20 protein-coding genes are annotated in these 24282 nt (G+C 69.8%); 6 read left to right on the top strand and 14 right to left on the bottom strand.

Annotated elements, in window-relative coordinates; translation table 11 throughout:
• Positions 1–14: 14 nt before the first annotated feature.
• Positions 15–1445 carry an aminobutyraldehyde dehydrogenase gene (locus tag RBS12_RS05130; RefSeq protein WP_307965003.1) on the bottom strand — a complete coding sequence of 477 codons (1431 nt, stop codon included), beginning with the start codon at positions 1443–1445 and terminating at the stop codon, positions 15–17.
• A gap of 157 nt (positions 1446–1602) precedes the next feature.
• Here RBS12_RS05130 and RBS12_RS05125 point away from each other — a divergent pair, with 157 nt between their 5' ends.
• The 5 genes from RBS12_RS05125 (at position 1603) to RBS12_RS05105 (ending at position 7961) form a co-directional block, all read left to right on the top strand.
• Positions 1603–3036 carry a PucR family transcriptional regulator ligand-binding domain-containing protein gene (locus RBS12_RS05125; RefSeq protein WP_307965002.1) on the top strand — a complete coding sequence of 478 codons (1434 nt, stop codon included), beginning with the start codon at positions 1603–1605 and terminating at the stop codon, positions 3034–3036.
• Between the two features lie 259 nt (positions 3037–3295).
• Entirely contained in the window at positions 3296–4477 is a 1182-nt protein-coding gene (locus tag RBS12_RS05120; protein ID WP_307965001.1) for an ABC transporter substrate-binding protein, read from the top strand.
• Between the two features lie 100 nt (positions 4478–4577).
• Positions 4578–5438, top strand: a complete 861-nt coding sequence (locus RBS12_RS05115) for a branched-chain amino acid ABC transporter permease (RefSeq protein ID WP_307965000.1) — start codon at positions 4578–4580, stop codon at positions 5436–5438.
• Positions 5439–5490: 52 nt separating this feature from the next.
• A complete protein-coding gene (locus tag RBS12_RS05110; protein ID WP_307964999.1) occupies positions 5491–7263 on the top strand; it encodes an ATP-binding cassette domain-containing protein in 1773 nt (590 codons plus the stop codon).
• On the top strand, positions 7260–7961 hold the full coding sequence (locus RBS12_RS05105; protein WP_307964998.1) for an ATP-binding cassette domain-containing protein: 702 nt from the start codon (positions 7260–7262) through the stop codon (positions 7959–7961). The genes RBS12_RS05110 and RBS12_RS05105 overlap by 4 nt, the downstream gene beginning before the upstream one ends.
• Before the next feature lie 151 nt (positions 7962–8112).
• Here the strand turns inward: RBS12_RS05105 and RBS12_RS05100 are convergent, their stop codons facing one another.
• The 10 genes from RBS12_RS05100 to RBS12_RS05055 all read right to left on the bottom strand — a co-directional run bounded on the left by RBS12_RS05100 (position 8113) and on the right by RBS12_RS05055 (position 20146).
• On the bottom strand, positions 8113–9567 hold the full coding sequence (locus RBS12_RS05100; protein WP_373886490.1) for an FAD-dependent oxidoreductase: 1455 nt from the start codon (positions 9565–9567) through the stop codon (positions 8113–8115).
• Positions 9568–9738: 171 nt separating this feature from the next.
• On the bottom strand, positions 9739–11001 hold the full coding sequence (gene cobA, locus RBS12_RS05095) for a uroporphyrinogen-III C-methyltransferase (RefSeq protein ID WP_307964996.1): 1263 nt from the start codon (positions 10999–11001) through the stop codon (positions 9739–9741).
• The gene (locus tag RBS12_RS05090) at positions 10998–11948 is read right to left on the bottom strand and encodes an ABC transporter permease (RefSeq protein WP_307964995.1); all 951 of its coding nucleotides are present in this window, start codon (positions 11946–11948) and stop codon (positions 10998–11000) included. Before RBS12_RS05090 ends, cobA begins: the two co-directional genes overlap by 4 nt.
• Positions 11938–12663, bottom strand: a complete 726-nt coding sequence (locus RBS12_RS05085) for an ABC transporter ATP-binding protein (RefSeq protein WP_307964994.1) — start codon at positions 12661–12663, stop codon at positions 11938–11940. The genes RBS12_RS05090 and RBS12_RS05085 overlap by 11 nt, the downstream gene beginning before the upstream one ends.
• Positions 12664–12672: 9 nt before the next feature.
• On the bottom strand, positions 12673–13878 hold the full coding sequence (locus RBS12_RS05080; RefSeq protein WP_307964993.1) for an ABC transporter substrate-binding protein: 1206 nt from the start codon (positions 13876–13878) through the stop codon (positions 12673–12675).
• Positions 13879–14363: 485 nt separating this feature from the next.
• Positions 14364–15740: a GTP-binding protein gene (locus RBS12_RS05075; protein ID WP_307964992.1), complete on the bottom strand. Its 1377-nt coding sequence runs from the start codon at positions 15738–15740 to the stop codon at positions 14364–14366.
• On the bottom strand, positions 15740–16840 hold the full coding sequence (cysD, locus tag RBS12_RS05070) for a sulfate adenylyltransferase subunit CysD (protein ID WP_307964991.1): 1101 nt from the start codon (positions 16838–16840) through the stop codon (positions 15740–15742). The genes RBS12_RS05075 and cysD overlap by 1 nt, the downstream gene beginning before the upstream one ends.
• Positions 16837–17574 carry a phosphoadenylyl-sulfate reductase gene (locus tag RBS12_RS05065; RefSeq protein ID WP_307964990.1) on the bottom strand — a complete coding sequence of 246 codons (738 nt, stop codon included), beginning with the start codon at positions 17572–17574 and terminating at the stop codon, positions 16837–16839. The genes cysD and RBS12_RS05065 overlap by 4 nt, the downstream gene beginning before the upstream one ends.
• Entirely contained in the window at positions 17571–19343 is a 1773-nt protein-coding gene (locus RBS12_RS05060) for a nitrite/sulfite reductase (RefSeq protein WP_307964989.1), read from the bottom strand. The genes RBS12_RS05065 and RBS12_RS05060 overlap by 4 nt, the downstream gene beginning before the upstream one ends.
• Positions 19344–19459: 116 nt before the next feature.
• Complete coding sequence (locus tag RBS12_RS05055) at positions 19460–20146, bottom strand: CbiX/SirB N-terminal domain-containing protein (protein ID WP_307964988.1); 687 nt, start codon at positions 20144–20146, stop codon at positions 19460–19462.
• Between the two features lie 58 nt (positions 20147–20204).
• Between RBS12_RS05055 and RBS12_RS05050 the strand changes: the two genes are divergently transcribed.
• Positions 20205–20633: a hypothetical protein gene (locus RBS12_RS05050; RefSeq protein WP_307964987.1), complete on the top strand. Its 429-nt coding sequence runs from the start codon at positions 20205–20207 to the stop codon at positions 20631–20633.
• A 379-nt stretch (positions 20634–21012) separates the two neighbouring features.
• Here RBS12_RS05050 and RBS12_RS05045 read toward each other — a convergent pair whose 3' ends face one another.
• The 3 genes from RBS12_RS05045 to RBS12_RS05035 are packed head-to-tail and all read right to left on the bottom strand — an operon-like array spanning position 21013 to position 24220.
• Positions 21013–22110 carry a polyprenyl synthetase family protein gene (locus RBS12_RS05045; RefSeq protein ID WP_307964986.1) on the bottom strand — a complete coding sequence of 366 codons (1098 nt, stop codon included), beginning with the start codon at positions 22108–22110 and terminating at the stop codon, positions 21013–21015.
• A gap of 9 nt (positions 22111–22119) precedes the next feature.
• The gene (locus tag RBS12_RS05040; protein ID WP_307964985.1) at positions 22120–23442 is read right to left on the bottom strand and encodes a geranylgeranyl reductase family protein; all 1323 of its coding nucleotides are present in this window, start codon (positions 23440–23442) and stop codon (positions 22120–22122) included.
• Between the two features lie 10 nt (positions 23443–23452).
• Positions 23453–24220 (bottom strand): demethylmenaquinone methyltransferase, encoded by a 768-nt coding sequence (locus RBS12_RS05035; protein WP_307964984.1) that lies wholly within the window; start codon positions 24218–24220, stop codon positions 23453–23455.
• Positions 24221–24282: the final 62 nt, after the last annotated feature.

The raw sequence follows: 24282 nt of genomic DNA, 5'->3' as shown, positions 1-24282 counted from the left end.
GGAGGGGCTCGAGCTCACGCGTCGAGGTTGCTCATGACGTGCTTGACGCGCGTGTAGTCCTCGACCGAATACATCGAGAGGTCCTTGCCGTAGCCGGACTGCTTGAAGCCTCCGTGCGGCATCTCCGCGGTGAGCAGGATGTGGGTGTTGATCCAGACGGCCCCGAAGTCGAGGTCGCGGGCGAGCCGCATCGCACGGCCGTGGTTCGACGTCCACACGCTCGAGGCGAGCGCGTACTCAACGTCGTTCGCGAGCTGGACGGCCTCGGCCTCGGTTGCGAACTTCTGGACCGTGGCGACGGGCCCGAACGTCTCCTTCTGGACGACGTCGTCGTCCTGGTGGACGCCCGTGATGATCGTGGGCTCGAAGAAGAAGCCCTTCTCCCCCGCGCGGTGTCCGCCGGTTTCGACGGTCGCGTACTGCGGGAGCGACTCGATCACGTGGTTGACGGCGTTGAAGTGGTTCACGTTGTTGAGCGGGCCGAAGTAGTTCTCTTCGTCGTTCGCGTGGCCGGTCTCGAGCGTCTTCGTGTGCTCGACCATGAGGCGGACGAACTCGTCGTGGGCCTGCTCCTCCACGAGGACGCGCGTGATCGCCGTGCAGTCCTGGCCCGCGTTGAAGAACGCGAACTCCGCGATCGCCGCGGCGGACTTCTTGAGGTCGGCGTCTGCGAAGACGACGGCGGGGGCCTTGCCGCCGAGCTCGAGGTGCGAGCGCTTGAGGCCCTTCGCGGCGCCGGTCGCGACGGCGATGCCGGCGCGGACCGAGCCCGTGATCGAGACGAGGCCCGGAATCGGATGCCCGACCATGAGCGAGCCCGTCACTGCGTTCCCGAGGACGACGTTGACGACGCCGGCCGGGAAGATGTCCTTGATGAGGCGGGCGAGGACGAGGGTCGATTCGGGCGTCGTGTCCGAAGGCTTGAGGACAACCGTGTTGCCGGCCGCGAGCGCGGGGCCGATCTTCCAGATCGCCATGAGGAACGGGTAGTTCCACGGGGCGACCTGCGCGACGACGCCGATCGGCTCGCGGCGCACGAACGACGTGTGGCCCTCGAAGTACTCGCCGGCCGACTTCCCCTCGAGCAGGCGCGCGGCGCCCGCGAAGAAACGGAGCTGGTCGGCGCCGGCCGCGACTTCCTCAGAGGCGATGAGCGAGCGGACCTGGCCCGTGTTGCGGTGCTGAGCCTCGACGAGCTCGTCGCTTGCCGCCTCGATCGCGTCCGCGAGCTTGAGGAGGAGGCGCTGCCGCTCGCCCGGCGTCACGTGCTTCCACGTCGCGAAGGCGGATTCGGCGGCGGCCATCGCGGCGTCGACGTCGTCGAGCACGGAGATCGGTGCCTTCGCGACGACCTCGCCGTTCGTCGGGTTGACGACGTCGAGGACCTCGGCACCGACGGGGGTCACGAACTCGCCGTCGATGAAGTTCTGCAGGGTCTGGACCACGGTGTCATTTCCTTGTTGGCTGGGTGAGCTAGTCTGTCCGGCCATTCGGCCCTCCACGAGACTAGGCGACCCACGCCACAACCAGTATGGCCGAATGCACTGGGCCAGGAATGACTTATCGTGCGATCGACTAACGCGTTCAATCTATAATCCACGCATGGCTCTCACCCTCTCCGCGCTGCTCAATGCCCCTGGCCTCGGGCTCTCTCTCGCGGGCTCCGCGACCTCGACACTCGGCCGCGAGATCGCGTGGGTCGCGGTCACCGAACAGGAAAACCCTGCGACGTTCCTCAGCGGCGGCGAGCTCGTCCTTACGACCGGCGTGCGCCAGCGGACTGCGGAGGAGCAGCGGCGGTTCGTCCGCATCCTGCAGCGGTCGGGCGCCGTCGGGATCGGCTTCGGTGTGGGGCTCGGGCACGAGGTCGTCCCTCCCGCACTCGTAGCGGAGGCCAACCGCTGGGGGCTGCCCGTCATCGAGGTCCCGTATCAGACGCCCTTCATCGCGCTCGGGAAGCTCGTGGCGGACTCCCACTCGGCGGACCACTTCGCGAAGCTCGAGAAGCTCATCGCCGACCACCAGGTCCTGGCCCGATCCCTTCTCACTGGCGGCGGCCTCCCCGAGCTGCTCAAGCACCTCGGGGAAATGCTCGGCACCGAGCTCGTCCTCACGCAGTTCACCGCTGAGCTGTACTCGAGCAGCAAGGACGCCGGAGCCCCGACGATGGACCGCTGGGTCCCGTTCCCCGTGCCGACCGGCCGCCGCGACGCGTGCACCTTGTGGGCCAAGAAGCCGTTCGACGATTCGGGGATCGTCGGCTACGCCCAGAACCTCATCAGCATCGAGCTCAACAACCTCACGAAGCAGCGTCAGGCCCAGCGAGCGCTCGCAGGGCAGGTGATGGCCGACGTCGTCCGCGGCGCCCTGGACACCGACGAGGCGTCCCGCCGCCTCGCTGGGGTGGGCGTCAATTCGACGAAGCGCAACGTCGTGCTGCTCGCCGAATCGGCGGCGCACCACAAGAATCTCCGCGGCACGACGCTGCCCGCAGCGATCGACGGCGCCGTGAGCGCGATCGTGGACCACGACCTGGTGGTCGTCATCGAGGACGACGGCGGCCGCGCCCCCAAGCTCGCACGGAACCTGGCGGACCATCTGGTCGAGGCTGGCATCCACGCGACGATCGGGATCGGCGGCAGCTACACGAAGCCCAACGGGCTCCGCTGGAGCTACTTCGAGGCCAAGGAGGCTGCCGCACGGGGGCTTGAGGTCAACGAACCCGAGCGCCTGAGCCTGACCTCGCTCCTCCTCTCGAGCGAGGACGTCCCGCTCGCGGACATGGCCGGGGAGGCCATCGGGCCGCTCGTCCGCTTCGACAAACAGCACGGCTCCGAGCTCGTCCACACGCTCGAGGCGTACCTCAACCTCAACGGATCGGTCGCGGCGGTTGCCGACGAGCTGAACCTGCACCGGAACACCGTGCGGTACCGGCTCGCGCAGATCGCCGAGCTCACGGGCTACGATCCGGCCGTGACTGCCGACAGGGTCCAGCTGTTCCTGGCCATCGCGGTCCGGCGCGTCGCGAAATCCTAATCCAGGGGTCACCTTCCGCGGGTTCCGCTCCACCCAGGGGTCACCTTCCGCGGGTTCCGCTCCACCCAGGGGTCACCTTCCGCCGGTGACCCGCGACACATGCGTGCCCGGACAGACAAGCGTCATGCACTCAACGACATGTCCCCCGCCTCCCGTGCGATGGAAACTGCATCACATCGCATCAACGGCACCCTGCAAGAGCGGGTGACGAACGACGCCGCATCCCCCTGAAAAGCGGCAATCGAGAGGCAGATATTCGATGAATCGACGCGTGATCGGCGTCGCGGCTCTCGCCGCGGCAGCCCTGGTGCTGAGCGGCTGCGGCGGAGCGAGCAGCAGCAGCTCCTCGAACTCCCCCATCGTCGTGGGCTCGATCAACACCCGCAGCGGTCCGGCAACGTTCCCCGAGGCGAGCCAGGCCGCCGCCGCGGTCTTCGACGCGTTCAACCAGGCCGGCGGACTCAACGGCCGGAAGATCGACTACAAGACGTTCGACGACAAGGGCGACCCCGCGACCGCCTCAGCGAGCGCCCGCGAACTGGTGGGCAGCGACAACGCGGTCGCGCTCGCCGGCTCGGCCAGCCTCCTCGAGTGCCAGGTCAACCAGAAGTACTACGAGCAGCAGAAGATCCTCTCGATTCCCGGCATCGGGGTCGACCCAGGATGCTTCAACAGCCCGAATATCTCCCCCGCCAACCTCGGCCCGTACAACGACATGGCGCTCACGCTCTTCTACGGTTCCGAGAAGCTGAACCTCGACAAGATCTGCGTGCTCCTCGAAATCGCCGGATCGACCCGCCCCGCGTACCAAGGCGCGATCGACACCTGGTCGAAGGCCACCGGCAAGAAGCCGTTCTACATCGACGACACGGTCCAGGTCGGGGCGTCCGACTTCACGCCGTACATCGTCAAGGCCAAGAACGCGGGCTGCAAGTCCGTCGCAATCAACGCGATCGAGCCCGACGCCGTCGCCCAGGTCAAGGCCGCCAACGCGCAGGGCTGGAACGACGTGACGTGGCTCTACCTGACGAGCGTCTACAGCGACAACTTTGCGAAGGCCGTCTCGAACGCCGGATCGGGCATCTACGTGCCGGCCGAGTTCTACCCGTTCACGGATGCGTCCAACCAGATCAACAAGGAATGGCGCGACCTCATGACGAAGAACAACATCCCGCTGACCTCGTTCAGCCAGGGTGGGTTCCTCTCCGCGAAGTACCTCATCCAGGCCCTCCAGGGCATCAAGGGCGACGTCACCCGTGAATCCGTGACGAAGGCCCTCCACGAGCTGCAGCCCATCCAGAACCCGATGGTCGGCACGCCGTACACGTTCGGCACCGCCTCGACCCACGCGAACAACACGGCCGCCTGGCCGATCAAGCTCGCGAGCGGCACGAACGCGTGGCAGTCGAGCGGATCCGACTGGATCAAGCTGCCCCAATAACAGCACAGCACAGCGCCGTGGGGGGTGGGCCGACGTTCGACGACGGCTCGCCCCTCACGCTTCACCGTTCGCCGTTCCTGAATCGAAAGAAGGAAAGTCCATGCTGCAAGGCGCGCTCGCCGGCCTCGCCGCCGGGGGACTCTACGCCGCGCTCGCCGTGTGCCTCACGCTCATGTCCCGGCTCGTGCGGGTCGTGAATTTCTCGCAGGCCGCGACGGGCATGTTCGGTGCGTTCGTCGCCGTCTGGCTTGTCACGGCCGCGGGCCTCCCGATCTGGCTGGGCTCCGTGCTCGGGATCCTCCTCGCGGGTGCGCTCTCCGCGGCGATCGGCTGGATCGCCGCGACGTGGCTCTCCGAAGCGAGCACGACGGCGCGCTCGGCGATGACCGTCGGGCCTCTCCTGCTGCTCATCTCGCTCTCCTTCATCCTCTTCGGGAACAAGCCGCAGCCGTTCAGCCCGATCCTCGGGGGCCCCGCCTTCGAATTCGGGGGCGTCGTCGTGAGCCAGGTGACCGTGGTCATGGTCCTGCTCGCGGTCGTCGTCGCCGTCGCGGTGCAGCTCATCCTCACGAAGACGGCCGTCGGAACGCAGCTGCGCGCCCTCTCCGAGCGGCCGACCACGGCCGAACTGCTCGGCATCCCGTCCAAGCCCCTCTCGATCGCCGTGTGGGCCGCCACCGGCGTGATCAGTGCGATCGCGATCGTCATCGTGGCCCCCTCGCAGTCGAACGACGCGACGAGCCTCGCGATGCTCATCGTCCCCGCCTCGGCCGCGGCGCTCCTCGGCGGCTTCACGCGGCCGGGCCTCGCCGTCGTCGGCGGACTTGCGCTCGGGGTGCTCTCGGGTCTCGTCGCCCAGATCGAGGAGGTCGCGCTCATCCGCAACTTCCTCCCCTTCCTGTTCATCGTCGTGCTGCTGCTCTGGACGCAGCGAAAGGAGGTGTGGGACTCTGCGCGCTAATACCAGCCTCGTCCGCGGCTGGCCCCTGCTGGCCGCCGTCGCCGCCCTCGTCGTGGGGTATGTCCTGAGCATCTCGCTCTCGGGCTATTTCGTCTTCTTCGCCGTCTCGGCCGTCACGGCCGCGATCGCCCTCCTCGGCCTCGGCATCGTGACCGGCTCGGCCGGCATGATCGCCCTGTGCCAGCTCACGTTCGCCGCCGTCGGCGCGTGGGTCGTCTCGCTTCTCAATGTGATGGAGGCGCCGGGCGGCTTCATCGTGTGGCTCGTCGCGGGCGGGATCGCGGCGGGAGCCGCGGGGATTCTCGTCGGCCTGCCCGCGCTGCGCCTGCGCGGCGTCAACCTCGCCGTCGTCACGCTCGGCTTCGCCGCGGCGGCCGACGTGACCCTCCAGCAGATCCAGTTCCCCGGCTCGAAGGACGGGATCCCCGTCGAACGCCCCGACGCCTTCTCGGACGACCGTCAGTTCTTCTTCTTCAGCGTCATCGTGCTCGTGGTGTGCGCGCTTGGCGTCTTCTGGCTCCAGCGCAGCCGCTGGGGCGCGAGCTGGAAGTCCGTCGCGTTCTCCGAGCGCGGGACCGCCGCCGTCGGGCAGAGTGTCCGTACGGCCAAGCTCACCGCGTTCGCGGTCTCCGCGGCGCTCGGCGGCGTCTCCGGCGGCCTCCTTGCCGGGCAGGTGCAGCTTCCGTTCCCCTCGAGCTTCACGCCGATCCAGTCGCTCGCGCTGTACGTGCTCGCCGTGATGAGCGGCACCCAGCTCATCGACATGGCGGTCTTCGGCGGCATCATGTGGGTTCTCGTGCCCGAGCTCCTCAAGCGCTTCGGCATCCCGCAGGACTGGGGGTTCGTGATCTTCGGCGCGCTCGGCGTCCAGGCGCTCACGAGCGGCACCAACCTCGGCGAGGAGATCCGCAACGCGTGGTGGAAGCGCCGCGGCCGGGTCGCCCCCCGCAGCGGCACGACGGCACCGGTCGAGGCCGCGCCCGCCTCCGCGGGTCCCGGCGCCCGGGGCCTCGATGATCGCGGGGGCACGCACGACGGCGGGTCGTCGCCCGCCGCTGCGCCGTCGCCGTCGTCGCCCTTGGCTGCGGGCACCGCGGGGAGCGGACGTCCGGCGCACGGGCTCGCGCTCGCCGTCGACCATCTCACCGTCCAGTTCGGCGCCCTCAAAGCGCTCGACGACGTCAACGTCGAGGTGCCCGCGGGCACCGTCATGGGCCTCATCGGCCCGAACGGTGCGGGCAAGTCGACGTTCGTCGACGCGATCTCCGGGTTCCTGCCCCAGGCGACTGGCACGATGAGCCTCGGCGGAACGCCCCTCAAGGGTCTCTCCCCCACCCACCGGGCGCGCCTCGGCCTGCGGCGCACGTTCCAGCAGGACCGTGTGCCGCCGTCGCTCACGGTCGGGGCGTACGTGCGTTTTGTCGCGCGCCGGCATGTGAGCGATGCCGAGCTCGCCGACGTCCTCGGCTTCTTCGGCTGCCCTTCGGCGGGGACCCGACTCTCGACCGCGGACATCGGGACGCGTCGGCTGATCGAAGTCGCCGCCAACGTCGCCGCGAAGCCGAGCGTGCTCGTTCTCGACGAGCCGGCCGCCGGCCTCTCACATGAGGAGCACGTGGCCCTCGGGGAGCGGCTGCGGACGCTGCCCTCGACCTACGGAATGTCCGTCGTGCTCATCGAACACGACCTCGACCTTGTCCGCGCCGTGTGCAGCCAGCTGACCGTGCTCGACTTCGGCAAGGTGCTCGCGAGCGGCCCGCAGGACGAGGTCCTCGCCAATCCCGCCGTCATCAAGGCCTACATGGGCGAAACGGAGATGCTGTGAGTTCTCTCGTCGTCGACAACGTCACGGTGAGCCGCGGGGCCGGCCCCGTCATCGCCAACGTCTCGCTGACCGTCACGCCCGGCGAGGTGACCGCCCTCGTGGGCCCCAACGGGGCTGGCAAGACGAGCCTGCTCGACGGGATCTCGGGCGTCGTCGGGGTCTCCGGCGGGCGCATCGTCCTCGACGGAGACCCGATCGAGAAGCTCTCACGCGTGGCCCGGGTCAAGCGCGGCCTCCTGCACATCGAACAGGGCCGGGCGGTATTCCCCTCCCTCACGGTCCGCGAGAACCTCTCGCTCACCGCGCGGACGGGTGCGGACATGGATGCCGCGATCGGGCGCTTCCCCGAGCTTGAGAAGCGGATCAACTCGCCCGCCGCGCTCCTCTCGGGCGGCGAGCAGCAGATGGTCGTGCTCGCCCGTGCCTTCGCTGCAAAGCCGAGGTTCCTGCTCATCGACGAGATGTCGCTCGGCCTCGCCCCCGTCGTGTTCATGCGCCTCCTGCCGTACGTCGAGGAGCTTGCCCAGTCGGGCGCCGGAGTCCTGCTCGTCGAGCAGTTCACGCACCTCGCGCTCGGCATCGCCCGGGAGGCGCTCGTCGTGGCCGGCGGCAAGGTGGGCTATCACGGTCCTGCCTCGGCGCTTCGGGACGACTCCGAGCTCCTGCATCGCGCGTACCTTGGCGGCTCGGCGGCGTAGCCCCCGCGTTCAGGGGTCACCTCCTGCGGGTGCACCAACGTCCAAGGGTCACGTCCTGCGGGTTGAACCGACGGAACGTGACCCTTGGACGGGAAAACACCCACAAGAGGTGACCCCTGAACGGAGGGGCAGCGCCCCGAACGAACGGGCGTCAGCCCGCCGTGACGGCCGCGCCCTCGTTCGAGATCGCGACCATCTCCTCGCGCGAGACGACCTTGACGCGTTCGCGCGCGACGGACCCCTTGTGGGTCGGGGCGGGCTCGGCGGCGGCGCCGAGCGCCTTCTCGTGTGCGTCGAGGGCGAGCCAGCCCTCCCACGTCGTGTAGTCGACTCCACGGCCGGCGAGGAGCGCGACGACGGCGTCCTCCGCCGGCTCGATGGCGGCAGGCAGCTCCTCGCGAACGTCGAGGAGGTGGCCGATGGTCTCAAGCGCGTCGCCCTTCGTGTGGCCGATGAGGCCTACGGGACCGCGCTTGATCCAGCCCGTCGCGTAGACGCCCGGCACGAAGGCGCCGTCGGCGTCGAGCACACGCCCGCCGTCGTTCGGGATGACCCCTCGGCGGTGGTCGAACTCGACGTCGGGAAGAGTCGAGCCAAAGTAGCCGATCGCGCGGTACACGGCCTGGACCGGGTACTCTTGGGTCTCCCCCGTGCCGCGCACATTGCCCGTGCCGTCGAGCTCGGTCCGCTCGAAGCGGATCCCTGCCACGCGGCCCGGCGTTTCGGCGGAGTCCACGATCTCGACCGGGCTGTGCAGGAAGTGCAGGTGCAGGCGGCGCGACGCCGTGAGCTCCGAAGGCTCCTCGGGCTGCTCGGCGATCCAGTTGGTCAGCGTGCCGACCATGGTCTTGACCTGGTTGTTCGTCTGGATCTCGCGGTCGGAGGCCTCGTCGAACTCGAAGTCCTCGGGGTAGAGCACGATGTCGACGTCATGCGAGTGGGAGAGCTCGCGGAGCTCGAGCGGCGTGAACTTGACCTGCGCGGGCCCGCGGCGGCCGAAGACGTGCACGTCCGTGACCGGGGACTCCTTGAGGATCCGGTAGACGTTGTCGGGGATCTCGGTCACGAGGAGCTCGTCGGCGTGCTTCGAGAGCACGCGTGCGACGTCAAGGGCCACGTTGCCGTTGCCGATCACCGCGATCTCCTTCGCGTCGAGGGGCCACTCGCGCGAGACGTCGGGGTGGCCGTCGTACCACGAAACGAAGTCCGCAGCGCCGAACGAGCCCTCGAGCTCGATGCCAGGAATGTTGAGGTCCGCGTCCTTGATCGCGCCGGTCGCGAAGATGACGGCATCGTAGTGGCGGCGGAAGTCCTCGAGCGAGAGGTCCGTGCCGTAGTCGACGTTGCCGAAGAACCGGATATCGCCGCGGTCCAGGACCTTGTGCAGGGCGTTGACGATGCCCTTGATGCGCGGGTGGTCCGGTGCGACGCCGTAGCGGATGAGGCCGTACGGCGCCGGGTAGCGGTCGAAGAGGTCGATGCTGAGCGTGAGCTCGCCGGACGCGACGGGCGCGCTCTTGGTCAGCAGGTCCGCGGCGTAGACGCCGGCCGGGCCGGAGCCGACGACGGCGATTCGCAGCGGACGCTGCACAGAACCGCGTTGCACAGAACCGCGCTGCGAAGAACCGCGTTGCACGGAACCGCGCTCGGCCGTGCCTCGGGCGGGGGCGGGGTTGGTGTTCGACACTGCGGTGTTCCTTCGATCTCGGCAATTGTCGGGTTGTGCAGGGTTGCGGGGCTCGACACCCTGCACAACCCGACAATCGCGGGGGGGGTGTTAGAGGATATGGGCGGCGGGGTGGGTTAGGGCGGCGGGGTGGGTTAGACGAAAATGCGCCGGCGCGAACGGACTCACGCGCACGACGTCGCCGATCACGATCACGGCCGGGTTGGCCACGCCCACGCGGGCCGCTTGGTCCGCGATTCCTCCGAGCGTGCCAATCGTGACACGCTGCTGCGGCGTCCAGCCCCTCTCGACGATCGCGACGGGGGTCTCGGCAGAGAGCCCGCGATGGCGCAGCTGCTTGACGGAATGCTCGAGACGCCGCACTCCCATGAGGAGCACGATCGTGTGGTCGGGCCGCGCGGGCAGCTCAGCGAGTTCCTCGTGCCCGGTCACGACGCTGAATCCCGTCGCCAAGCCGCGGTGCGTGACGGGAATCCCGGCGGCGGCCGGTACCGAGATCGCGCTCGTGACCCCGGGGACCACCTCGACGTCGACGCCGTGCTCACGGCAGAACTCGGCCTCCTCGCCACCGCGGCCCAGGACGTACGGGTCGCCGCCCTTGAGCCGCACGACGACGTTCCCGGCAAGCGCCTCGTCGACGAGGATGCGGTTGATCTCCTCCTGAGTGGCGGTATGCGCGCCCGGGGCCTTGCCAACCTCGATGACTCGCACGCCCTGCCCGAGTTCCTCGAGCAGCCCGCGCGGCCCGAGCCGGTCGGCGACGACGACGTCCGCCTCCGCGAGCAGCTGCCGGCCGCGAACGGTGATGAGCCCGGGATCCCCCGGCCCACCCCCGACGAGCGCGACGCGGCCTGGGCCGTAGTGCGGGCCGCGCCGGTGCCGGCGCAGCGGGAGCAGCCCGGTTTTGAGCGCAAGCACGATCGCGTCCTTGAGCGCCTTGGCCCGGCGCGGGTCTCCCCCGGCGTTGACGGCGATCGTGACGTCGTCGACGCGCGCCGACGCGGGAGTCCATGCCGTCGAGGTCTCGTGGTCCGAGGCGTTGACGCACCACACGCGGCGCGCCTCGGCATCCGCCGCGACCCGCGCGTCGACCTCGGGCACGCCCGTCGCCGTCTGCGCGAACCATGCGCCGTCGAGGTCCGAGCTCTCGTAACCCCGGCGCACCCACGTGAGGAGGCCGGCTGCGGCGAGCCGAGCGACGTCGTCGCCCGCCTCCGGTGCGACGACGGTGACGACGGCGCCCGCGTCGAGGAGCGCGCGCACGCGTCGGCCCGCCACACGGCCCGCGCCGACGACGACGACCGGCTTCCCGAGGAGCCGGAGCGAGGTCGGGAAGAGATCGCGGCCGCTCATCGCGAGCCTCCCGCAAGAAGTCCACGCCGGGCCAACAGCCTGCGCTCGACCGGACCGAACACGAGCAGCTCGACGAGGATCCCGACGGCGAGGATCGCGAGGATCGCGCCCATGACGATGCCCATGTCGCTCAACGTACGCCCCTGGTCGAGGAGCGAGCCGAGCCCGAAGCCGAGCGAGCCGCCGACGGCGATGATCTCCGCCGCCATGAGCGAGCGCCACGAGAACGCCCAGCCCTGCTTGAGGCCCGCGACGTAGCCGGGCAACGACGCCGGGAGGATCACCTGGAGCGCGAGCTCGAGCCGTGAGGCACCGAGGACCTTCGCGACCGAGCGGTAATGCGGCGGAATCTGGTCCACCCCGGCGATGAGGCCGTTCACGATCGACGGGATGGCGCCCATGAGCACCACGAAGTACACAGTCGCGTCCGTGAGCCCGAACCAGATGATCGCGGCGGGGACCCACGCGACAGACGGCAGGACCTGGAGGCCGGAGACGAGCGGGCCGAACGCACGGCGGAGGGGCCGGACCTGCGCGAGCAGGAGGCCGAGCGGCGTGCCGACGAGCACCGAGACGACGAAGCCGAGGAGGCCGCGGCCGAGCGAGGTGGCGATGGCCTGCTGCACCTGACCCTCGTTCCACAGCTGGCCGAGAGCCGCCGCGACATCGAGGGGGCCCGGCACGAGGTCATGCCGCTTGAGGCCGAGGGACGCGACGATCTGCCAGACGAGCGCGAGGACGACGACGGCGCCCACCGGGAGCAGGACGCGGCTCCAGTCACGCTGGCGGAGGGAGCGTTCGGACTGAAGCTCGTCGAGGCCGGCCTCGAGGGCGCGGAGCTCGTCGGCGGATGCCTCGATCGGCACGGCCACCTCCTCGGGCGCGGGGGCACCGTCTATTCCCGCCGCCCGCTGCGGACGGTCGAGTTCGGTCACATTACTTGCCATGGCGTCGGATCTCCTCGCGCAGGCGGGTCGTGATGTCCGCCGTCAGGGCGGCGACAGCTGCGGCGTCGTCCTTGACGACGTCGGGCACATCCCACTCGCTCACAACGCGTCCCGGGCGGGACGAGAGCAGGAGGACGCGCTGCCCGAGGCGCACGGCCTCGCGCACATTGTGGGTGACAAAAATAATGGTGCGGCCTGTCTCGCGCCAGATGCGCGTGAGCTCTTCGTGCAGGAGGTCGCGTGTGATGGCGTCGAGCGCTGCGAACGGCTCGTCCATGAGGAGGACCTCGCGGTCCTGGCTCAGCGCGCGGGCCAGGGCGACGCGCTGGCGCATGCCGCCCGAGAGCTCGTGGGGGCGCTTGTCCGCGGCCTCGCCCAGGTGGACGAGGTCGAGGAGTTCGGTCGCGCGGGAGCGCCGCTCCGCCTTGTCGACGCCGCGCAGCTTGAGCGCAAGCTCGACGTTGCCCCGGGCCGTGAGCCACGGATAGAGCGCGGCGTCCTGGAACATGAACGCGGCGCCGTCCGCGGGCACCTCAAGTGCGCCAGCCGATGGCCGCTCGAGACCCGCGATGATGTTGAGCAGCGTCGACTTGCCGCAGCCGGACGCGCCCAGAAGGGCCACGAACTCGCCCGTGTGGATGGTGGCGTTCACGCCGTCGAGCACGGGCGCGCCGTCGCCGAAGCGCTTGCCGAGGTTCTCGAGCAGTACGGTCATACGTGGCTCCTAGTCCTGTCCCAGTCCTGCGGCGCTGACCTTGGGCTGGCCCGAGACCCGGTTGAGCGCGGTCAGATCGAAGAGGCCGTTGAGGTCGGCGGTCTTCGTGACGCCCGCCGCGACCCCGTCCTGGAGCAGCTTCGGGTACGCGCCCGCAAGCGGGTCCACGGTGAACGTGATGTTCTCGAGCGCGCGGTTGATGACATCCGCGGGCAGCTCCTGGCCCGCAGCCGCCTTGAGGCCTGCGTTGACGGCCTGAGCCTTGTCCGCCGGGGTCGCCTTGTTGAGCCAGGTGATGGCGGCGACGTCGCCCTTCAGGAGCGCCTCGACGGTCTGCGGGTGGTCGGCGGCGAACTTCTTGCTCACGATGAGGATCGTGGTCGGGAAGAGGCCTGGCTTGCCGGTCTGGGACCCGTCCCAGAGCGTCTTCTCGTCCACGAGGACCTTCCCGCCGGCCTGCAGGACCAGGCGGGACGCCCACGGCTCGGGCAGCCACGCGCCGTCGAGCTGGCCGTTCTGGAACAGCTTGAGGGTCTGGGCGTTGTCCGTCGGGTTGATCGTGACGTCCCCCGTGCCGTTCGGCGTGGTCTTGAGGCCCTGGTGTGCGAGCCAAGCGCGCAGCGCGACATCCTGGGTGCCGCCGAGCTGCGGGCTCGCGAGCTTCTTGCCCTTGAGGTCCGCGGCCGAGTTGATGCCGGGCTTGACGACGAGCTGGGCCCCGCCCGCCGCCGCGCCCGCGATCACTGAGATCGACTCGCCGTGACTCTGCACGAACGAGTTGATCGCGGGGTTCGGGCCGAGGTAGGCGGCGTCGATCGCGCCCGCGTTGAGCGCCTCGATCGCGGCCGGGCCGGCGTTGAAGACCTGGGTCGTGAGGCTGTTCGTACCGGCGGCTTTGAGCGCGTCGGCGATTAGGCCCTGCCCCACGCCGATGAGCGCCGGCGCGTGCGTGACGTTGCCGAAATATCCGAGCTTGAGCTGGGCCGCGGGTGTCCCGTTCTGGGCGGCCGCGGACTGGCTCGGCTTGCTCGCGGTCTGGTTCGCGGTCGCCGTCGCCAACGCCGCGACCGCGGCAAGAAGGACGACGACGGCCGCACCAAGTCCGATCCACAGGCCCCGCCCCCGCTTCGTGCGGGTCGAGCCGGAATCGGCGGTGATGCGGACGGTCTTGGACTGACTCTCAGTCTCGGTGTCGGGGGCAGGGCTCTTGCTCATCGGGTGAGTCCTCGGGGTTCTCGCAGCGAAGGGTCGAAGGTCTTGTAGGGGCCTAGCGACAGGCCCGACATCGGGGCATTCGCCCCATGGCGCGGGTCATGGTTCTGCGGGACATGCATTCCAGCGTAAGGACGGCCTTCGGGCGCCCCAAGGTCCCGGTCACGGTCAGTCACGGTGCGTCACGCGGCGTCACACAAGACGGCGTCACACAAGACGGCGCCACACAGGACGACGGCGTCACACAGGAGGACGGCGCTTCGCGGGACGAGCCGGTTGGCCGCAGTTCCGCCGGATAGCTGCGGCAGCGCCGACTCTCCGCCCACTCGCCGGGTGCAACCCCCGTCGATGCAGCGAACCGGCGTCAATGCGGTGAACCGGCGTCGGGCCGCCCCGAACAACGGGCAGGAACGCGGCGGCGCCCGCCACCGCGAAGGTGACGGGCGCCGTCGTCGTTCGCCTCGAAGGCGAGCCCAGCGAGGGCGACCTTAGATCCAGTACCGCTCGTCCTCGGAGTCGCCGGGATGCTCGCGGACCATGCCGGCGGCGAGCGTAGCGCCGTCCTGCGGGTCGATCACGAGGAACGCACCCGTGCGGCGGTGCGCCGCGTAGGGCTCGAGCGGGAGCGGCGCGGCGAGCCGGAGTTGCGCCTCGCCGATGTCGTTGAGCTCGAGGCCGGAGGCGGGCGTGACCTGGAAGGTGTCCAGATCAAGGCGGCCGGAGACCGAGCGCACGAGGGCCCGAACCGTCGATGTCCCGTGCTTCACGAGGACCTTCGCGCCCTCGCGCAGGGGCTTGGTCGAGAGCCAGCACAGCGATCCGTAAAGGTCCGCAGTGCTCTCGGGGAGCGTCCCGGCGGCCGCGATCGTGTCCCCGCGGGCGACGTCGAACTCGTCCGCGAGCCGCAGCGCAACGGACAGCGGCGCCGCGGCCTCCCGCAGCGAACGACCGGCGACGTCGATGCCCGCCACGATCGTCTCCCGCGCGGTCTGGCCCGGGGTCACGACGGTGACGCGGTCGCCCACGCGGACGATGCCCTCGGTGATCTGGCCCGCGTACGCGCGGTAGTCGCGGAACTCGTCCTCGTCGAGGCCCGGCGCGAGCGCGCCCTGCGGGCGGAGCACGGTCTGGACCGGGAAGCGGAATGCCTCCTGGGCGTCATCGAGCTCGTCGGTGTTCGGAAGCGTCTCAAGGAGCTCGAGCATCGTCGGCCCCTCGTACCACGGAGTGCGGTCGGAGCGGTCCACAACGTTGTCGCCGTCGAGCGCGGACACCGGCACGGCGACAGCCTCGCGCAGGCCCAGCTCCCCCGCAACCCGCGCGACATCCGCGGAAATGGTTGAAAAGACAGCCTCCGAGAAGTCGACGAGGTCGATCTTGTTGACGGCGACGACGACGTGCGGCACGCGGAGCAGCGCCGCGACGGAGAGGTGCCGGCGGGTCTGCTCGAGCACGCCCTTGCGGGCGTCGATGAGGAGCACGACGGCGTCGGCCGTGGACGCGCCCGTCACCGTGTTCTTCGTGTACTGCACGTGACCGGGGCAGTCGGCGAGGATGAACGTGCGGCGGTCGGTCGCGAAGTAGCGGTACGCGACGTCGATCGTGATGCCCTGCTCGCGCTCGGCGCGCAGGCCGTCGGTGAGCAGCGCGAGGTCGAGCCCGCCCTTCTCGCCGCCGAAGCCACGCGCCTCGGACGTGCGGGCCACGGCGTCGAGCTGGTCGGCGAGGATCGCCTTCGAGTCGTGCAGAAGACGGCCCACGAGGGTCGACTTTCCGTCGTCGACCGAGCCCGCGGTCGCGAAGCGGAAGAGCGTGCCCTGCTCGAGCGTCGGCAGGTCGAGCGAAGCGTCCAGAGAAGCAGTCATCAGAAGTACCCGTCCTTCTTGCGGTCTTCCATCGCCGCCTCGGAGATCCGGTCGTCGGCGCGGGTCGCCCCGCGCTCCGTGAGGGTCGAGGCCGCGACCTCGCGCACCACATCGGCCACCGTGAAGGCGTCCGAGAGCACGGCGCCCGTGCAGGACATGTCGCCCACCGTGCGGTACCGCACCGTGCGCACGACGACGTCCTCGTCCTCGCGCGGGAGGCTCGCCTCGCCGACAGCGCGCCACATGCCGTCGCGCTGGAACACCTCGCGGTCGTGGGCGTAGTAGATGCTCGGCAGCTCGATGCCCTCGCGCTCGATGTAGCGCCAGATGTCGAGCTCGGTCCAGTTGCTGATGGGGAACGCGCGCACATGCTGGCCTACGGTGTGGCGGCCGTTGTACAGGTTCCACAGTTCGGGCCGCTGGTTGCGCGGGTCCCACTGGCCGAACTCGTCGCGCAGCGAGAGGATGCGCTCCTTGGCGCGGGCCTTGTCCTCGTCTCGGCGGCCGCCGCCGAACACGGCGTCGAACTTGTTCGCCGTGATCGTGTCGAGCAGCGGCACGGTCTGGAGCGGGTTGCGCGTCCCGTCGGCACGCTCCTGGAGCTCGCCGCGGTCGATGTACTCCTGAACCGAGCCCACCACGAGCTTGAGCCCGAGCCGCGCGACCGTGCGGTCGCGGAAGTCGAGGACCTCAGGGAAGTTGTGGCCAGTATCCACGTGCAGCACGGGAAACGGGACCTTCCCGGGCCAGAACGCCTTGGCCGCGAGGTGCAGCATGACCACGGAGTCCTTGCCGCCGGAGAACAGCATCGCGGGACGCTCGAACTCGGCGACAACCTCGCGGATGATGTGAATGGACTCGGCCTCGAGCGCGTCGAGGAGTCCCAGGTGCCCTGCGGCGTCCGGCGCGGCTCCGGCTTCCGCGGGCAATGCCGCCCCCGCCCCTTCGCCGCGCGGCTGATCTGCGATCAGCCCAGCGCGCGGCTCGTTAAGGCCCGATGCCACTCCCGGGGCGGCATTGCCCGCTCCAGCCTCGGTGGTCACGTCAGCCTCGCTCAGCTCCTCGACCGCGCCGAGGCTCTCTTTGGTGTAGGTGCTCATACGTGAAGTCCGCATTCTGTCTTGTCGGTTCCGGACCATCGGCCGGCTCTGGGGTCTTCTCCTGGGGCCACCGCGCGGGTACACGGCGCGCAGCCGATCGAGAGGAACCCCTGAGCCAGGAGGGGGTTGACGGGCAGGATGTTGTCTTCGGAGTACTGCACGAGCTCGTCGAAGGACCATGCCGCGACCGGGTTGACCTTGACGAGGCCGTTCTTCTCGTCGAACGTCACGAGCGGCGTGTTCGTCCGGGTCGGCGCCTCGTCCCGGCGCACGCCCGTGAACCACAGCTCGTAGCCGGCAAGCACGCGGTGCAGCGGCTCGACCTTGCGGAGCGCGCAGCAGCGGGCCGGGTCGCGGGAGAAGAGATCCTTGCCCTCGGCGGCGTCCTGCTCGGCGACGGTCTGCTTCGGAAGCACGTCCACGATGTTGACGCGCAGGTTCTCCGCGACCTCGTTCCGCGTCTGGTACGTCTCGGGGAAGTGGTACCCCGTGTCGAGAAACAGCACGTCGACGCCGGGCAGCTGGTCCGCGACGAGCGCGGGCAGCACGGCGTCGGCCATCGAACAGGCGACGGCGGCGGCCTCCGTCGCGAAGTTCCTCGCCACCCAGGCGATGACCTCCTCGGCGGACGCGTCCCAGCCGAGTTCGGCGGCGCCGGCCTCGGCGAGGGCGCGGAGCTCGTCCGCCGAGCGCTTGGCTGGCTTGATCTGGACGTCGGTCGGGGTGCTGCTCATTGGAGTGCCTCCTCCTCGGCCGCGAGGGCCCATTCGGCAAAGCTCTGGTTCTCGTCGGCGCGGCCCGCGAGGTAGCTGCGCGTGACCCGCTCGACGTAGTCGGGAAGGTCCTCCGTCGTGACCTTGAGGCCGCGGACGGTGCGCCCGGTACCGGCCTCCGAGCGAATGTCGGACGCGAGGCCGCCGCCGAGGTGCACCTGGAAGCCAGGGGTCTGGCCACCGTTGCCGTCGGGCAGGAGCTGGCCCTTGAGGCCAATGTCCGCCGTCTGGATGCGCGCGCACGAGTTCGGGCAGCCGTTGACGTGAAGAGTCAAGGGTTTGAGGAGCGCGTTCGCGCTGTTGTTCTCAGCACCTTGCTCAGCACCCGTGCCCGCGCTGCTCTCGGGTGCGAAGCGCTTCTCGAGCTCTGCCACGGCCGCGGTCGCGGTGTCCTTCGTGTCGACGATCGCGAGCTTGCAGTACTCGATGCCCGTGCACGCGATCGTCGATCGCCGCCACGGGCTCGGGTTCGCGTACAGGCCGATCTCCTCGAGTCCGGCCACGAGCGACTCGACACGCTCCTGCTCGACGTCGAGGACCACGATCTTCTGGTGCGGCGTCGTGCGGAGCCGCTGCGAGCCGTGCGCCTCGATGAGGTCGGCGAGCTTGAGGAGCACGTCGCCGGACACGCGGCCGACGGTCGGCGTCGCGCCGACGTAGAAGCGGCCATCCTTCTGGGCGTGCACGCCCACGTGGTCGCCCGGCGTCGTCGGCTTCTCTGGCGCGGGTCCGTCAGGCAGCGGAGACGAAAGGTACTCAGTCTCCAGCACTTGCCGGAACTTCTCGGCGCCCCAGTCCTGCACGAGGTACTTGAGGCGCGCGCGGTTGCGCAGGCGGCGGTAGCCGTAGTCGCGAAAGATGCTCGTGACGCCCGCCCACACTTCGGCGGCGCGCGAGGGCTCCACGAACGTGCCGAGGCGCACGGCGAGATGCGCCGACGTCGACAGCCCGCCGCCGACCCACAGGTCGTAGCCCGGGCCGAGCTCGGGGTGGACGACGCCCACGAGGGCGATGTCGTTGATCTCGTGGACCACGTCCTGGCTCGGATGGCCTGTGATCGCCGACTTGAACTTGCGCGGGAGGTTCGCGAAGCTCTCGTCGCCGATGTAACGCTCGGCGATCTCGCGGATCTGCGGCGTCGGGTCGATGATCTCGTCCGCGGAGATGCCGGCCACGGGCGAGCCGAGGATGACGCGCGGGACGTCGCCGCATGCCTCGGTCGTGTGCAGCCCGACGGCCTCGAGACGGCGCCAGATCTCCGGCACGTCCTCGACCTCGACCCAGTGCAGCTGGATGTTCTGGCGGTCCGTGATGTCTGCGGTGCCGCGCGCGAAGTCGCGCGAAATCCCGCCGATCACTCGGAGCTGCTCGGTCGTGAGCGCGCCACCGTCGATGCGCACGCGCATCATGAAGTAGCGGTCCTCAAGCTCCTCCGGCTCAAGCGTCGCGGTCTTGCCGCCGTCAATCCCCGGCTTGCGCTGCGTGTAGAGGCCCCACCAGCGGAAGCGCCCGTGGAGGTCGGTAGGGTCGATCGAGTCGAATCCGCCCTTCGCGTAGATCGTCTCGATCCGCTCGCGAACACTGAGCCCGCCGTCCTCCTGCTTCCACGCCTCATTGCCGTTGAGCGGCTCCGTGCCGTCGATCTTCCACTGCCCGTTGGGCTTCGACGAGCGCGGGCGCGCCGGCTTGGTTGCACCGCGTTCGGGGCGCGCGAGGGTGGCGTCAGTCATGTTTCGAGGGTACGGACAGCCATCGGCGTGTCCCCAGAGTGAGTGCAACGGGATGTCACCGGGGGAAACATTTCTTCGCATTCGCGTCACGGGGAATGCGTGGCGCGTGACGCCCCTCAGAGGCGGGCGAGGGCCTCGTCGAACCTCTCGAGCGCGATCTCGGCTACCTCGGCGGCCGGAAGCAGCGGCGCGGCGACGACGTCCGCGCCAGCCTTCGCGAGCTGATCGTGGAAGTAGCCGGGCGCGAGGAGATAGCTCGCGACCACAACCCGGCCGACTTCTTCGGCCCGGAGCTCGGCGACCGCGTCCGGAACGCTCGGCTCGGCGCTCGCGCCGTACGCAGCCAGGATGCGGTTGGGAACGAGATGCCGCAGCATGTCGGCGAGGCGCTCGACGTCTTCCGCCGCCGCCGGGTTCGAGGAGCCCGCCGCGGCGAGCACAACCGCGTCCTCCGCGGCGAGGCCCGCCTGCGCAAGGCGCTCGGCGAGCACGCGCGCGAGGCGGGGATCGGGGCCGAGGGGAGCGGCCGCCGTCGTTCGCTCGCGGGACTTGACCGCCCTGCCGATGTCTACCTTGACGTGGTACCCGACGCTCAGGAGCAAAGGGACGACGACGGCGGGCGCCCCCGCGGGCAGGCCGCCGACGACGTTGGGCAGCTCGGGGCCGTGGACGTCGACGTAGGCGTCGAGCACGGTCACCTCGGGGCGGGCCACGCGAAGCCCGTCGACGACGCGCAGGATGGCGGCCTTGCCCTCGGAGTTGCTGGTTCCGTGGGCGCACGCGACGAGGATCGGCTGGGTCATAGTCGGAGCCTACCGGCGGCGGGGATCCCGTGCCGTGCCGATTGGCTAGGATAATCGTGTGAGCGAAATATTCTTGGAGAAGTTCCGCGCGCTTGTCCCCAAGTACCTTGGCGAATCCTGGCAGCCGGGAGACGGGATCTCCGAGAAGGAGCTCGACGAGGCACTCGAAGAGCACGCGTTCACGATCCCCCTCGCGCTGCGCGAGTTCTACCTTGCCCTTGGCGGCTCGGAACTTATGGAGGCATACCACTACTTCTGGGACCCCGAAGAGCTCGAGGTCGACGACGAGGGCTTCCTCATGTTCCTCGAAGACGAAGAAGAGCAGTTCACGTGGGGCATCCGCTCAGGCGACCTCCGCGTCCCGGACCCGATCGTCTACCGCAAGAACAACGCGCGCGGCGAGTGGGTCTCGGAGGACGGCACGTTCTCCGAGTTCACGTTCGACATGTTCGACTGGGTCTTCTCGGAGGACGAAGAGCACGTCTAGGCCCTCGGCCGCACGGCGCCACGTCACCTGAGCGACTGTTGAAGTCCCCTTGTCCTTCGGGAAGTCCCCTTCAAGCGAACTTCCCGAAGGACAAGGGGACTTTCCTTTGCTGCTGGCGGGTTTCGCGCTCCAGTCGCCCAGATTGGACATGTCTAACAGATTCCCGAAAAAAAGTTGACGGCAATTGCTGGACATGTGACAGATTTGTCATATGCTTGTTGACGGATCCACTTCAGCCTCCAGTGGATCCGGGTGCGAACGGAAGAGGGCCCTGGGGAGCGGAATCCGCAAACCAGGGCCCAGCCGTTTAAGCAGGGGCAATGCGAGGTGGATAGCGCGGTGGCCAATGCAGCTGGAGCTGGCTGCCGCGCCTCCCCGACTACGCGCGGCGGTCGACGACGGCGTCCGCGAACGCCGAGAGCGAATCCTTGACGACGCCGCCCGGGAGCGGCGCGAGGGCGGACTTGGCCGCATCGGCCCACTCGCGGGCAACGGCCCACGATTCGCCCGTGACGGGGTGCGCTGCGAGGGCGGCCACGGCCTCGGCCAGTGCCTCGTCGCTCGTCAGATCGCCGTCGACGAGCCGGAGAACTTCGACGGCGGAGGCATCGCCGCGAGCGGCCGCGCGCCGGAGCAACAGCACGGGCAGGGTCGGCACACCCTCCCGCAGGTCCGTCCCGGCGGACTTGCCGGACGTGACCTTGCCGCCCGTCACGTCGATCACGTCGTCGGCGAGCTGGAACGCGACACCCACGTACTCGCCGTACTTGACCAGAACGTCTTCGTACTCCGCCGGTGCACCCGCGAAGATTGCACCCATCTGCCCCGAGGCGGCGATGAGCGAGCCGGTCTTGTCCGCGAGCACCGAAAGGTAGTGCTCCACGGGATCCTCGTCCTCGCGGGGCCCCACGGTCTCGTGGAGCTGCCCGAGGCATAGCCGCTCGAACGTGCGGGCCTGGATCGAGAGCGCGCGGCCGCCGAGCTCGGAGACGAGGATCGAGGCGCGCGCGAAGATGAGGTCGCCCGTGAGGATCGCGACCGTGTTGCCCCACACCTCGTGCGCCGTCGGGGCGCCGCGGCGGTACGGCGCCGAGTCCATCACGTCGTCGTGATAGAGGGTCGCGAGGTGCGTGAGCTCGACGACGGCTGCGGCCTGCAGGACTTCGGGCCGCGTCCAGTCTCCGAGGTGCGAGCACAGGAGCGTGAGGAGCGGCCGGATGCGCTTGCCGCCAGCCTCGACGAGGTGCCTGCTCGTCGCGTCGGCGAGCGGATCGGAGTTCGCGATGGCCTCGCGGAGGCGCTTCTCGACGCGGGCCATGTTGGTCGTGATCGCGGGGCCCAGCTCGGGGTCGCTTGCGATCGCGGCAAAGCCCGCGGGCAGCTGGATGCCGGCGGCGATGGCCGTCGTGGTCGGGGCGGGCTCGGCTTCGGCGCTCGCGTGTCCCGCACGTGTCCAGCTGTGTTCAGTGTTTGTCACGGGTCAAGCCTAGCTTTCGGCCCGGGGTGGGCGGGGATGGGTTGTGTTGGACGTCGCCGGCGTGAGCGACTCGAGCACGCGGATGGCGCGGTCCTCGAGGCTGCCTCCGCGCGGCTCGGTGAGGTTCGCGAGCAGCCGGACGACGACGCGCATGAGCGCCGGGATCGGCATGCCGGTGCGGAGCGCGAGACGCATGACGGCGGGGCGCCCGATGAGCGCCGCGAACGTCCGGCCGAGCGTGAAGTGGCTCCCCCACTGCTGCCGCACGTGGTCGGCGTAGGCACGCAGGCGACGGTCGACGTCGTCGTCCGCCGGCCGCGCGCGACCCGCCGCGCGCTGGGCCGCTGCGGGGTCGACGAGGAACTGTGCCGCGTAGCGCCCGGACTCCATCGCGTAGCTGATCCCCTCGCCATTGAAGGGGCTCACCATCCCGCCGGCATCGCCGAGGAGCGCCATCCCCGGCACGACGTGCGGCGTGCGGTTGAACCCCATGGGGAGCGCGGCACCGCGCACGGGACCGACCTGGTTGGCCTCGGCGAAGCCCCATTCCTCGGGCATCGCGGCGGTCCAATCGCGCAGCACCTGGCGGTAGTCGAGCTTGCCGAACTCCTTCGACGAGTTGAGGATGCCGAGCCCCACGTTCGAGGTCCCGTCGCCCACGCCAAACACCCAGCCGTACCCGGGCAGCGGCTTGCCGTCGCGGCCGGGGAGCTCGAGCCAGCCCTCCATCCAGTCGTCCTCGTGGCGCGGGCTGCGGAAGTAGGTGCGGTAGGCGACGCCGAGGGGGCGGTCGTCGCGCTTCGCGAGGCCGCGCGACAGCGCGGCCCGCGTCGAGTTGCCGTCGGCGGCGAGGACGACGTCGGCGCGAAACTCGCGGGTCTCCCCCGTCTTCCTGCCTTCCCGATCGAGAAGCTGGGCGCGGGCCCCGACGACGCGCCCGCCGTCGTCCGTGAGCACGTCCGTCACGCCGTGGCCCTCGAGGATCCGCGCCCCGGCGCCCTCAGCGTGGCGCGCGAGCGCCTCGTCGAAGCCGAGCCGCGTGCGGATGAGGCCGTACTCGGGAAATTCCCCGCCCGCGGGCCACGGAAGCTCAAGCGTGCGACCTCCCGCGATGAGGCGGAGGCCTCGGTTGCGACGCCAGCCGTCCGCCTCGGCATGCGGGAGGCCGAGGAGCTGGATTTCGCGGACGGCACGCGGCGTGAGGCCGTCGCCGCACACCTTCTCGCGCGGAAAGCGAGTCTTCTCGAGCACGGTCACGGACACACCGGACCGCGCGAGGTAGTGTGCCGCAGTCGAGCCGGCGGGGCCGGCTCCGACGATCAGGACATCCATCGAGGCTTCGTCAGCCCGCGGCCCGGCCTGCGCGGCGGATCTTCTCGTCGGGGCCCGAGGGAACGGGCGCCGCGCCGGGCTTGGTCGCGCGGTGGACGGCGACGATACCGCCCGAGAGGTTGCGGTAGGCGACCTGGTCCCACCCGGCGCCGCCCATCCACGCCGCGAGGTGGTCCTGGTCCGGCCACGCCCGGATCGACTCGGCGAGGTAGATGTACGCATCGGGGTTCGACGACGCGCGGCGGGCGACCTCGGGCAGGGCCCGCATGAGGTACTCGAGGTACATCGTTCGCCACAGCGGGTTCACCGGCGACGAGAACTCGGCGATGACGAGCTTGCCGCCGGGCTTCGTGACGCGCAGCATCTCGCGGAGCGCGGCGTGCGGGTCCGCGACGTTGCGCAGGCCGAAGGAGATCGTCGCGGCGTCGAACGCGTCGTCCGCGAACGGGAGGTTGGTCGCGTCGCCCGCGACGAAGTCGATGTCCGGCCGACGCCGTTTGCCGACCCGCAGCATGCCGAGCGAGAAGTCGCAGGCGACGACCTCGATGCCCGCGTCCGCGTAGGGCTCCGCGGATGTACCCGTTCCTGCCGCGAGGTCGAGCACGCGCTGGCCGGGCTTCGCGCCGACGGCGTCGAACACCACCTTGCGCCAGCGGCGCGTCTGCCCCAGCGAGAGGATGTCGTTGACAACGTCGTAGCGAGGCGCGACGTCGTCGAACATGCTCGCGACTTCCGCGGGGAGCTTGTCGAGTGATGCCCTCTTGCCTGTGCTGGTCACCCTGCCCATTCTGCCAAACTTCCGCGCCGCTTCTTGCGTCGCCCGCTCGAGGCTCTCGCGCC

This window comes from Sinomonas sp. ASV322, assembly GCF_030908245.1.
Taxonomy (GTDB): Bacteria; Actinomycetota; Actinomycetes; order Actinomycetales; family Micrococcaceae; genus Sinomonas.
Note: the sequence above shows the minus strand (reverse complement) of the source record. Positions and strands in the feature narration are given on the sequence as shown.

Coding starts and splice junctions, on each gene's coding strand:
- RBS12_RS05125 (WP_307965002.1), top strand. CDS start 1,603: ATGGCTCTCACCCTCTCCGCGCTGCTCAATGCCCCTGGCCTCGGGCTC.
- RBS12_RS05065 (WP_307964990.1), bottom strand. CDS start 17,574: ATGAGCAGCACCCCGACCGACGTCCAGATCAAGCCAGCCAAGCGCTCG.
- RBS12_RS05090 (WP_307964995.1), bottom strand. CDS start 11,948: ATGGCAAGTAATGTGACCGAACTCGACCGTCCGCAGCGGGCGGCGGGA.
- RBS12_RS05080 (WP_307964993.1), bottom strand. CDS start 13,878: ATGAGCAAGAGCCCTGCCCCCGACACCGAGACTGAGAGTCAGTCCAAG.
- cobA (WP_307964996.1), bottom strand. CDS start 11,001: ATGAGCGGCCGCGATCTCTTCCCGACCTCGCTCCGGCTCCTCGGGAAG.
- RBS12_RS05115 (WP_307965000.1), top strand. CDS start 4,578: ATGCTGCAAGGCGCGCTCGCCGGCCTCGCCGCCGGGGGACTCTACGCC.
- RBS12_RS05060 (WP_307964989.1), bottom strand. CDS start 19,343: ATGACTGACGCCACCCTCGCGCGCCCCGAACGCGGTGCAACCAAGCCG.
- RBS12_RS05120 (WP_307965001.1), top strand. CDS start 3,296: ATGAATCGACGCGTGATCGGCGTCGCGGCTCTCGCCGCGGCAGCCCTG.
- cysD (WP_307964991.1), bottom strand. CDS start 16,840: ATGAGCACCTACACCAAAGAGAGCCTCGGCGCGGTCGAGGAGCTGAGC.
- RBS12_RS05040 (WP_307964985.1), bottom strand. CDS start 23,442: ATGGATGTCCTGATCGTCGGAGCCGGCCCCGCCGGCTCGACTGCGGCA.
- RBS12_RS05055 (WP_307964988.1), bottom strand. CDS start 20,146: ATGACCCAGCCGATCCTCGTCGCGTGCGCCCACGGAACCAGCAACTCC.
- RBS12_RS05075 (WP_307964992.1), bottom strand. CDS start 15,740: ATGACTGCTTCTCTGGACGCTTCGCTCGACCTGCCGACGCTCGAGCAG.
- RBS12_RS05085 (WP_307964994.1), bottom strand. CDS start 12,663: ATGACCGTACTGCTCGAGAACCTCGGCAAGCGCTTCGGCGACGGCGCG.